This is a genomic window from Pantoea sp. CTOTU49201 (genome assembly GCF_032054795.1).
GTDB classification, from domain to species: domain Bacteria; phylum Pseudomonadota; class Gammaproteobacteria; order Enterobacterales; family Enterobacteriaceae; genus Pantoea; species Pantoea symbiotica.
The window spans coordinates 1-10,287 of sequence record NZ_DAMBSA010000140.1 but is presented as its reverse complement, the minus strand read 5'-3'; the positions used below and the strand labels follow the sequence as shown (position 1 = coordinate 10,287).

The 10,287-nt window shown below is 55.0% G+C and carries 8 protein-coding genes and 2 pseudogenes; 5 read left to right on the top strand and 5 right to left on the bottom strand.

Features of this window, described 5'->3' with window-relative positions; translation table 11 throughout:
- Window positions 1-89: pseudogene (locus RTY00_RS11755) on the top strand (VOC family protein); the annotation flags it as partial.
- A 187-nt stretch (window positions 90-276) separates the two neighbouring features.
- On the opposite strand, the gene RTY00_RS11750 reads toward RTY00_RS11755, so the two are convergent.
- The 3 genes from RTY00_RS11750 to RTY00_RS11740 form a co-directional block, all read right to left on the bottom strand.
- A complete protein-coding gene (locus RTY00_RS11750) occupies window positions 277-1,143 on the bottom strand; it encodes a nucleoside-specific channel-forming protein Tsx (protein WP_154182526.1) in 867 nt (288 codons plus the stop codon).
- Window positions 1,144-1,478: 335 nt separating this feature from the next.
- On the bottom strand, window positions 1,479-2,837 hold the full coding sequence (locus RTY00_RS11745) for a sensor histidine kinase (protein WP_008105600.1): 1,359 nt from the start codon (window positions 2,835-2,837) through the stop codon (window positions 1,479-1,481).
- Window positions 2,834-3,493 (bottom strand): response regulator, encoded by a 660-nt coding sequence (locus RTY00_RS11740; protein WP_312664566.1) that lies wholly within the window; start codon window positions 3,491-3,493, stop codon window positions 2,834-2,836. The genes RTY00_RS11745 and RTY00_RS11740 overlap by 4 nt, the downstream gene beginning before the upstream one ends.
- A 165-nt stretch (window positions 3,494-3,658) precedes the next feature.
- On the opposite strand from RTY00_RS11740, the gene RTY00_RS11735 reads away from it, so the two are divergent.
- From RTY00_RS11735 to RTY00_RS11725, 3 genes are all read left to right on the top strand, one after another.
- Window positions 3,659-4,024 (top strand): helix-turn-helix domain-containing protein, encoded by a 366-nt coding sequence (locus RTY00_RS11735; RefSeq protein WP_008105596.1) that lies wholly within the window; start codon window positions 3,659-3,661, stop codon window positions 4,022-4,024.
- A 76-nt stretch (window positions 4,025-4,100) separates the two neighbouring features.
- Window positions 4,101-4,991 (top strand): LysR family transcriptional regulator, encoded by an 891-nt coding sequence (locus RTY00_RS11730; protein ID WP_312664565.1) that lies wholly within the window; start codon window positions 4,101-4,103, stop codon window positions 4,989-4,991.
- A 112-nt stretch (window positions 4,992-5,103) separates the two neighbouring features.
- Complete coding sequence (locus RTY00_RS11725; RefSeq protein ID WP_312664564.1) at window positions 5,104-6,315, top strand: MFS transporter; 1,212 nt, start codon at window positions 5,104-5,106, stop codon at window positions 6,313-6,315.
- A gap of 115 nt (window positions 6,316-6,430) precedes the next feature.
- On the opposite strand, the gene RTY00_RS11720 is transcribed toward RTY00_RS11725, so the two are convergent.
- Window positions 6,431-8,824 carry a glucose/quinate/shikimate family membrane-bound PQQ-dependent dehydrogenase gene (locus tag RTY00_RS11720; protein ID WP_312664563.1) on the bottom strand — a complete coding sequence of 798 codons (2,394 nt, stop codon included), beginning with the start codon at window positions 8,822-8,824 and terminating at the stop codon, window positions 6,431-6,433.
- Window positions 8,825-9,105: 281 nt separating this feature from the next.
- Entirely contained in the window at window positions 9,106-9,705 is a 600-nt protein-coding gene (locus RTY00_RS11715) for a hypothetical protein (protein WP_312664561.1), read from the bottom strand.
- A 409-nt stretch (window positions 9,706-10,114) separates the two neighbouring features.
- On the opposite strand from RTY00_RS11715, the pseudogene RTY00_RS11710 reads away from it, so the two are divergent.
- Window positions 10,115-10,287, top strand: a pseudogene (locus RTY00_RS11710) (MFS transporter); the annotation flags it as partial.

The following is a 10,287-nucleotide window of genomic DNA, read 5'->3' as shown; positions in this document are numbered from 1 at the left end:
CACCGACGTTCTGGGCCAATGGCTTTGGCATGTTAACCGATAAGTTCGGCGTGCCGTGGATGGTGAATGCGTATAAGCCGCAGATTTAGGTGGGTGCGGTGTTCAACCAGGTGCGCATAAATGCGTTGGTTTTCATCATCGTCATTAAAACGGTTCGCATTAATGCGCACCCTACGTCGTAGGGTCGCCATTCATGGCGACCGTTTCACCAACCGCACCCATCTCATGGCGACCGTTTCACCAACCACACCATCCCATGGCGACCGTTTCACTCGATTAGAAGTTGTAACCCACTACCAAATAATAACCCCAGCCAGTCGATTTCACTTCAAACGGACCGTTACCGAAGTTCAGCTCCTGGCCGTCAGCCCACTGGCCGCCGTTGTGGAAGTAACGCGCCACGGTAGAAACATGCCAGTGATCGTAGTTCAGCGACAGAATGTGGCTCGATGCAATCGAGTTGCTGGTGCGTGAACGATCGGACTTATCACGCAGATCTGAACCCCAGTCGAAGTTGGTGAAGCCGATGTAGCTCAGCTTGCCGCCCCACAGGTCGGTAATCGGCACAAAGTATTTCACTTTGAAGCGATAACCATCCCAGCTGTTTTCGTTCGCCGCACCGTAGTTTTCCCACTGGTATTTCGCGTAAACGTTCAGCGACAGCCCGATATCGCTGTGCGTATCGATGTCGGTGCCGAGACCCATGTACCAGGTGTTCTGACGGCTATCGCTGTTGCGACCCATGTCATAGATGTAGTTGTTGGCGAAGTACCACTCTTTAAACGGACCAAAAGAGAGATCGGTGCCGGTCAGCTTATCGATAGAGAAACGTGGCTCAATTTCCATGAACATCGGCGAACCGTGGTCGAACACGCCGTTGGCGTTGCTGTTACCCACGCCGAAGAAGTTAGTCAGATCGAGGTAGCCGTAGAAATCGAACCAATCCTTTTTGGCAAAGGCTTCATATTCCAGATACACGTCGTTGTTGAACTGGGGTCCAAAACGGGTGTGGTAGCTGCCCACCACGTTCACGCTCTGGTGCCACCAGTCAGACACGTATTGCGGATCGCTGTCTGCTGCTTGTGCCGCACCAGTCCAGCTGCTGGCCAATAAGGCCCCTGCTATCAACGCTTTATATTTCATTATTGTTAACCACATGCTTTTGATCGCCGGGCCGTCGCCGCGATCGGGTGAAATTGATCCCAGGGGATGGGCAGTGAGTTGTCGTATCCGGTCTGTGTCGCCAGATTTTCAAGCTTGCGTAATGTGCCTGTAACAGAGGCATAGAAAATAGATTTTGGTCACGTTTGTCAAAAAGTGTTGCAGTTTGATTCACTAGAAATGTGATCATTATCACATAAAGACCGTGAGGCGAACGGAACCCCGCAACCGTTTACGTGTCGCGTTCGTCGGGAAAAAGGTGTTGAGGGGATGGTGCGATAGATTGCAAGGTCGCCATGAATGGCGACCTTGCGGAGTTATGGGAGGGTAACGCGTACCTGCAGGCCGGCAATCTGGCCCTGCTGATCGTGGCGGTTCGACAGCGCAACCTGCATCTGATGCTTCTGCGCCACGCTGCGCACAATCGATAAGCCTAAGCCGCTACCTTGCGCCTGCACATCTGGCGAACGGGTGAAGCGGTCAAAGGCGCGTTCGATAAAGGATTCCGCCATGCCGGGCCCGTTATCGACAATATCCACCACAGTGTGATTGCCGACGCGATGCAGCAGCACATCGACCAAACTGCCTTCCGGCGTGTGCAGCATCGCATTGCCGATCAGGTTATCGAACAGGCTACGCAGATCGGAGCGGCTGGCGTGCAGGCGATAATGCGTGGTGCCGTTAAAGCCGATATCAATGCCGCGCTTATCTGCCACCACCATCAGCTGCTCAATGCTCTCTTTCAGCAGGTCGTCCAGCTCGATGCTTTCTACCGTGGCGACCACCGATTGATCTTCCTGACGTGAGATATTCAGCAGCTGCGTCACCAGATGGCGCGTGCGCGTTACGCCCGCTTCCAGCTGATCGAACTGGCGGCTGGCTTCACCGGGTTGAATGTGTTGCCGCAAATTCTCCAGCTGCAAGGTCACGGCGGTGACCGGCGTGCGCAGCTCATGCGCCGCATCTTCAAGGAACTGACGCTGCGATGACCACGCCGCGCGCAGTCTATCCAGCAAAGCGTTGTAAGCTGCCACCAGCGGCAGCACTTCATCCGGTAAACCATCAGGTGAAACGCTATGCGGATGCAGCGTTTCCTGCGCCGCAATATGGCGCGAAGCCACGCGCAAATCGCGCGTTATCGCCCGCACCACCAGCCATATCACGATCAGCGAGAGCGGCATCATCAGCACCAACGGAATGATGGCGGAGAGCGCTCGCTTGACCATGATACTTTTCATGTAGCCGATATTATGCAGCACCTGAATATTGCCGATTTCACTGCCCAGCTCGCCGGGCCGCGTGTAAACACGCCATTCGCAGTCGTCGCCACAGTCACCGACTTTCAAATCGGTCCAGCCTTTTTTCAGCTGCAACGGCGCATGCAAACCCGGCCACGAGCTGGCGCGCAGATGGTTGCTTTCGTCCCACAGCTGAACGATATAGGTGCTTTTGAGTTTCTCTTCATGCATCACCATCGGCATCAGCGCCGGCATGCGTTGGCTGCTGGCCCAGGCATCGGCGATCTTGGCGAGCTGATCGTCCTTCATGGTGCCCATCATGTCGCCGTAGCAGTGATAGAAATACCAGGTGACGCCGCCAATCATCGCCAGATGCAGAATCACCAGCGTGGCGAGCAGTTTGTTACGCAGCGAGCGCATAAAGGTGAAAGGTTTCATATTGCCGGTACCCGCCAGCCAAGTCCGCGTACGTTGCGGATCACTTCGTTATCCAGTTTGCGACGCATACCGTGAATCAGTACATCCACAGCATTGCTGCTGACCTCTTCGCCCCAGCCGTAAATGCGGTTTTCTAACTGTTCGCGTGAGAGGATGGCGCCGGGCCGCTCCAGCAAGGCGTAGAGCAGGGCATATTCGCGTGCGGTGAGCTGTTCGCGTTGGCTTTTGTACAGCACTTCGCGCGTCATGATGTCGATCTGAACATCGCCGCTGCCGAGCAGAGAATCTGCCGCACCGTGACGACGGCGGGTAATGGCGCGCATACGTGCCAGCACTTCTTGCAGATCAAAGGGTTTCAGCAAATAGTCATCCGCGCCGCTGTCCAATCCCTGAATGCGCTGCTGCACGGTATCGCGGGCGGTGAGCACCAGCACCGGCGTCATGTCGCCGCGCGTGCGCGCTCGACGCAGCACCTGCAGGCCATCTTCACGCGGCAAACCAAGATCCAGTAACACGCAGGTATAGCCGCCTTCGGCCCAGGCATTGCTGGCATAGACGCCGTCGCGTACCCAATCCACTGACCAACCTGCCGCTTCCAGCGCTTGCTGCAGATTCGCGCCAATCATTTCGTCATCTTCTACCAGCAGCACACGCATGATGCCCTCCAACTTAACTGAACGCAGTGTAGCGACAGATAATTAGGCCAGAATTATACCCGTTTTCCCGCTTGCTAATTCTGCGCTAATTTTCTGCTAATTAAGGGATAAATTTAACGCGCTATTGTGGCTGCACTGGACATATTGCCAACGCAGGAGAATCCCATGAATCAGCGCGAATTTATCCGTAGTTTGCTGGACTGGATAGAGAATAACTTAGGGCACGATCTTCATCTGGATGAAGTAGCACGCCGCTCGGGATACTCCCGCTGGCATCTGCAACGTCTGTTCCGTCAGCACACCGGTTTTTCGCTGGCCGAGTACATTCGCCAGCGCCGCTTAACCGAATCGGCATTGACGCTGATTAACAGCGATGAGGCGATTTTGCAGGTGGCGATGAGTTACGGCTTCGATACGCAGCAGGCTTATACTCGCACCTTCAAAAACTACTTCATGGTTACGCCAGGCCAGCTGCGCCGCCAGCGTCGCGTCGAGCCGGATCGTTTATTGTTCCCATTAGCCGTCGCGTAGGGTCGCCATTTATGGCGACCAGGATCGGGGAATTTGTTATAAGCTGCTGTTCTCACTCTCTTAACTGCCAGAGAACATGGACAACAGCGACAATCTCTCCGCCATGATGCTGTTTGCACGCGTAGTGGAACGGCAAAGCTTTAGCGAAGCCGCACGCACCTTAGGCGTCTCCAAATCCCACGTCAGCCGCGAAGTGGCGCGACTGGAAGTGCGGCTCGGCATCAAACTGCTGCAGCGCACCACGCGCAAAGTGGTGCTGACGGAGCTCGGCCAGGCTTACTATCCGTTCTGCGTGCGCATGCTGGAAGAGATGCATCGCGCCGACGCCTTTGTGCAGCAGGTGCATCAACTGCCCGCAGGCAACGTGCGCTTGCAGGCGCCGATCACCTACGGCTGCCAGTGCGTGGTGCCAACGCTGAATGACTTTATTCGCCGCCATATTCACATCAATGTCGATCTCGAACTCACCACCAGCGATGACCCGCAACCCAGCGCCGACGTAGCGATTGTCATCCGCGCACGTGCGCCCGATGCAGCCAACTATCGTGAACTCGCCAGCATTGACTGGGGCTTGTACGCCACGCCGGATTATCTGGCGGCGCATGCGCCTATCGATCATCCCGACCGCCTGACGCGCCACGATCTGCTGCTGTTTCACGGTCCGGCGCACACCGCCGCGCTGCCGTTTCGCCGTGATAAACAGCGGCTGGCGCTGGATGTACATAGCCGTTTCCGCGCTAACAACAGCATGGCGCTGCTCAATGCGGCGCTGGCGGGGACCGGCATCGCTTATCTGCCTGCTTATATGACGCAAGATGCTTTAGCGCGCGGTGAAATCCAGCAGGTGTTACCGGAGTGGCAAATGGATCGCCTGCACAGCTACCTGTTGCTTAAAGAGCAGCCGCAACCCTCTTCGCCGGTAACCTTGCTGTGCGATGCATTAATCAACGCGCTCGGTACGTCGTGATTGTTGTTATCTGGCAACAATGTTGCGCCGCCTGGCAATTATCATCACAACCCTGTTTTCTCTGATTGCTCGCTGTTAGCCTGCTAAAAAAGCAAAAAACAGGGATATCACCATGCAGCAACCTCCACTCGCGTTAGCGCCCGAACAGCAACACTGGAAGCGAAATTTATTTGTCTGCGTGCTGGGTTCGTTCAGCACCATCGTGGCGATGACGCTACTGTTGCCGTTTCTGCCGCTCTACGTGCAGCAACTCGGCGTGCAGGAACCGGCGGCGATTGCGCGCTGGTCGGGTGCAGCCTACGGCGCCACCTTCCTCAGCGCCGCCTTGACCGCGCCGCTGTGGGGCAAACTGGCCGATCGCTATGGCCGCAAACTGATGCTGATCCGCGCCAGCCTCGGCATGGCGATTGCGATGTCGCTGATTGGCATGGCCACCGCGCCGTGGCAGCTGGTGGCGCTGCGTTTGCTGGCGGGTTTGCTCGGCGGCTACGCCTCGGGATCGACCATTCTGGTGGCGGCGCAAACGCCGAAAGAACAAACCGGCTGGGCGCTCGGCGTGTTGTCATCCGGCATTATGGCCGGCAACGTGGTGGGGCCGCTGCTGGGCGGCGTGTTGCCGCCGCTGATTGGCATTCGTCACACCTTCTGGCTGACCGGCGCGGTGATTTTCCTCGCCTTCCTCGCCACCACCTTTTTACTGAAAGAGGTGCCGCGTCCCTCTGGCAAGAAAATCCCGCAAAACGTTGCTGACGATGCGAAGTCACTGAATCTGCCGGTGGTGCGCCTGATGTGGCTGTCGGGCATGCTGCTGATTTTCGCCAATATGTCGATTGAGCCGATCATCACGCTGTATATCGGTCAGTTTGTCAGTGGCGATCACGCAATAACCGTCACCGCCGGATTGGTGATGGCGGCCGCTGCGCTCGGCAGCATTATCTCCGCGCCGCGCCTGGGACGGCTGGCCGATCGCGTTGGACATGGTCGCGTGCTGGTTTACGGATTGATAGCCTGCGCGTTGCTGCTGATCCCGCAGGCGTTTATCAGCGAAGCGTGGCAATTGGTGGTGCTGCGTTTTCTGATGGGCATGGCGCTGGGTGGATTGATGCCGTGCGTCACGGCGCTGATTCGTCACAGCGTACCGCAGTCGCAGGTGGGAAAGATGCTGGGGTATTCGACATCGGCGCAGTATGTTGGCCAGGTTTCAGGTCCGCTGTTCGGCGGCTTTATTGGCGGCGCGTTTGGTATGCGTCCAGTGTTTCTGGCGACCTGCGTGATTATGGCGCTGTGCGCGCTGTTAAACGCCCGCGTGCTGCGTAACCGCTAACCGTGCGACATGATGGGCGCACCGCAAGTTTGTGCGTTTTTTGCAAAGGTCGCCATAAATGGCGACCCTACGAAAAAGCGGGCCTAAGCCCGCTTTGTTACCTCAACGCAAAAACTTACTTCGCATCTGGCAGTGCATAAGCAATCACATAATCGCCCAGCTTGGTACCAAACGAACCGTGACCACCTGCTGCGATAACAACGTACTGCTTGCCATCCACTTCATAGGTCATCGGCGTTGCCTGGCCGCCTGCTGGCAGACGTGCTTGCCACAGCATTTCACCGGTATTGGTGTCGAAGGCACGCAGATAGTTATCTGCAGTAGCACCAATGAAGAACACGTTACCTGCGGTGGTGATTGGGCCGCCCAGCATTGGCATACCCATTTTGAACGGCAGTGGAACTGGCGCGCTATCGCGAACCGTACCAATGCGTTTTTTCCACACGGTTTCGTTAGTCTTCAGATCAACCGCTGAGACATAGCCCCACGCCGGTTGTTTACACGGCAGACCAAATGGTGACAGGAACGGATTCAGCTCCACGCCGTACGGTACGCCGTACTGTGGCTGAATTCCGGTTTCAGTACCTGAACCACCTTTGTCGTCAGCCGGTGGCTCGATCGGGTTGCCCGGACCGCGCGGAACCAGCTTGGAAACAAACGGCAGCGCCATTGGGTTAGCAATCGCAATCTGACGATGTGGATCCACCGCGATACCGCCCCATTCGAACATGCCGAGGTTGCCTGGGAAGACCAGCGTACCTTGCTCAGACGGCGGGGTGAACGGACCTTCATAGCGCAGACGCTTGAAGATCACGCGGCACACCAGCTGGTCGTACATCGTCGCGCCCCACATGTCCTTGTCCGTCAGATTCTGTTTCGGACGGAAGGTCAGTTCGGAGTACGGCTGAGTTGGTGAAACGTGGTCACCTTTGGCTGCGCCCTGTGGAACCGGGGTTTCCGGCGCAGGGACAACCGGCTCGCCGGTGCGACGATCCAGCACAAAGATGTTACCGGTTTTCGCCGGTGCATAAATTACCGGTACGGTTTTACCATCTTTGGTGGTGATATCGGCCAGTGTCGGCTGCGACGGCAGGTCCATATCCCACAGATCGTGATGCACGGTCTGATACGACCACACCAGCTTACCGGTGGTGGCGTTCAGTGCCAGTACGCTGCTCGCATAACGTTCCTGCTCTGCTGTGCGGTTGCCGCCCCAGATATCTGGCGTTGACACACCCATTGGCAGGTAAACGATATCCAGTTTCGGATCGTACACCGCCGGTGCCCATGAGTTCGGTGAATTCATGGTGAAGGTGTGTTCATCCTGTGGAATCGCGTTCGGATCTTTCGCGCCCGGATCGAACACCCACAACAGTTTACCGGTGTTGACGTCGAAGCCACGAATGGCGCCAGACGGCTCACGGGTTGAGTAGTTATCGGTGACCGCGCCCGCTACCACGATGGTAGTGTCGGTGATGACCGGCGGTGAGGTTGGCTCGTACTGACCTGGGGTCAATACTGGCTGCTTGTGCTGCAGATCCAGTTCACCGTTGTTGCCAAAGGCAGCACAACGTTCACCGGTTTCCGCATCCAGCGCGAACATACGGCCATCATTTACCGGCAGGTAAATACGGCGTGAGCACAGCGCAGGTTGGGTATTGGCCGCATCAGCTGCAGCAGGGACTTCGTGGTAAGAAACGCCACGGCAGGTCACGTGCTGGAAGGTTGGATTCGGCTTCAGGCCCGGATCAAATTTCCACTTCTGCTTACCGGTTTTAGCATCCAGCGCAAACAGAATCTGGTGCGGTGAGCACAGATACAGAGTGTCGCGGATTTTGATTGGCGTGACTTCATCGGTGATTTCGCCCGGATCGTTTGGCGTCTTCAAATCGCCGGTCTGGAACTGCCAGGCAACCTGCAGCTCTTTAACGTTACCGGTGTTGATCTGCTTCAGCGGCGAGAAACGGGTGCCTTGCTGGTCACGTGCATATGCAGGCCAGTCAGCATCATCGATTTTGCTCAGCGGCTGCGCCTGCGGAGCATTAGAGGCTGCCGCTGGAATTTCACCGTTCAGCTCTTGTGGATCGTGGAACACTGCCCACGCCAGCACCAGCACGCTGGCAAGCAGCGCCACTGACAACAGCGCCAGAGCGCCTTTGCCGGCATTATTCAGACCGCGATACACAAACGGCAGAATCAGCCAGATGCCGAAGATCACCAGCACATCGGTACGCGGTGCCAGCGCCCAGAAGTCGAAACCGACTTCCCACACGCCCCACACCAGCGTTGCCAACAGCAGCAATGCGTACAGCAGTAATGCTGAGCCGCTACGGCGCCACAGCAGAATAGCGGTGATCAACATGACCACACCGCCAATAACGTAGTACCAGGAACCACCAATGGCGGCTAACCAAACGCCACCAACCAGCATAAACGCGCCCGTCAGCAGTGCAAAAAGCACTGTGAGCAAACAGATGACGCCAAAAGAGGAGGAAGCTCTCCCCACCATCGCGTCCTCTCTCTTTATCATCAAAAACTAAAAAGGAAACAACGCGTTGGGTTGCTTCCCGACATAGAGTACGAAATAACGAAACGGTTCGAACGACGCTTTCCGTGCGGCGAGATGTTCCCTTTGCGTTAAATTTTATCTTAAAAACGTTAAAGGGTTTGATATTTTTAGTGCTTTGCACGCGTGGAGAGGAAGTAGTGCGACATTTTATGGGGGAATAAAGGTGTTATGTCCGGTTAGATCGGGCCATAACACCTAAGAGCAACACTTTGTGTAAACGTTTACCCTTCGAGCAGCCTGCTGCTGGTACGTTGCTGTTGCCAGCCACTCAAATTAAGTTGCTCATAGTGTTCAGCAGGCAGCGTTAACTGCTGGGTACGTAATATTACCTCCGCTTCTCTTTCGCGACAGGACTCCAGCAGAAAAGGAAAGCTGAACTTGAGGTAATTATCGTTAAAAAACTCATCGGTCAGCACAATACCGCGAAAAGGAAAGGTGGATATATTCTTCCAGCAGGTGCCGGGCGGTGCCAAATCATATAGCCAAAATGAGAAACGCTCTGCGGCCTGGCGTAATGCACTATCTTGCTGAACTAAATCGGCATAATTGATCGCCAATTGTACATTCTCATTCTGCAGGCAGGAATAATTATCCGGTGCCTGTAAAAAGCGCACAAGGTTATTTCCCGTTAACGGGATGATTATTAATTCGGGTGCATTCGGCAACTGGTTATGCAGCGAAATTATGTTGCATCCATTAAGTGTTGTCGTGCTTTCCGGTTCGCAATGCATAAAAGGTGCTGAATAACACACGCCAGCTAGCGCACCGTCGAAACGGCGAATGCGCTCAGTAACATAAGGATTATAAGATCTGTTTTCCATTTATCTCTGTGAATAAATTAATTGGATGGAACGTCTTAATTATTATAAGAACGGGCGCCTGGTGAAATCTTAACCCGGACAATATAAACCCTTTGCTTAATAAAGTTGATCTTTTTTAATTGTCTCTGATAGAGAGATATTAAGTGAAGCGGTAGCGATAATTCGCCATCATCTTATGTGTGTTGATATTTTCACGTTATAACCATCAGCCGGCTAATATTAAGAGCCCTATGCTTAGCTAAATTTTGGATAAGCTTCTGTTTTTAAACAGCACGGCTAGCCATTGCCTGGCTCAACAAGATGCCGCACTCTGTGGCCTGAAAAAATAAAGCGGAAGCCATGATGTGGCTTTTCACCAGGTTGGTGCAACGACGCTAACCGATGTAATGATTTAGGATGGGATAAAACTATGGGCTCTACAGTATCCGCAGCAGAGGATTCGTTGCTGCGGCACAGGTCGTTTGTCGCCTTTTGGCTGGCGCGCACCTGTTCATCGTTTGGTTTTCAAATGTTCTCGGTCGCAGTCAGCTGGCAAATCTACGCGCTGACTCACAGCGCGATGGCGCTCGGCATGATCGGTCT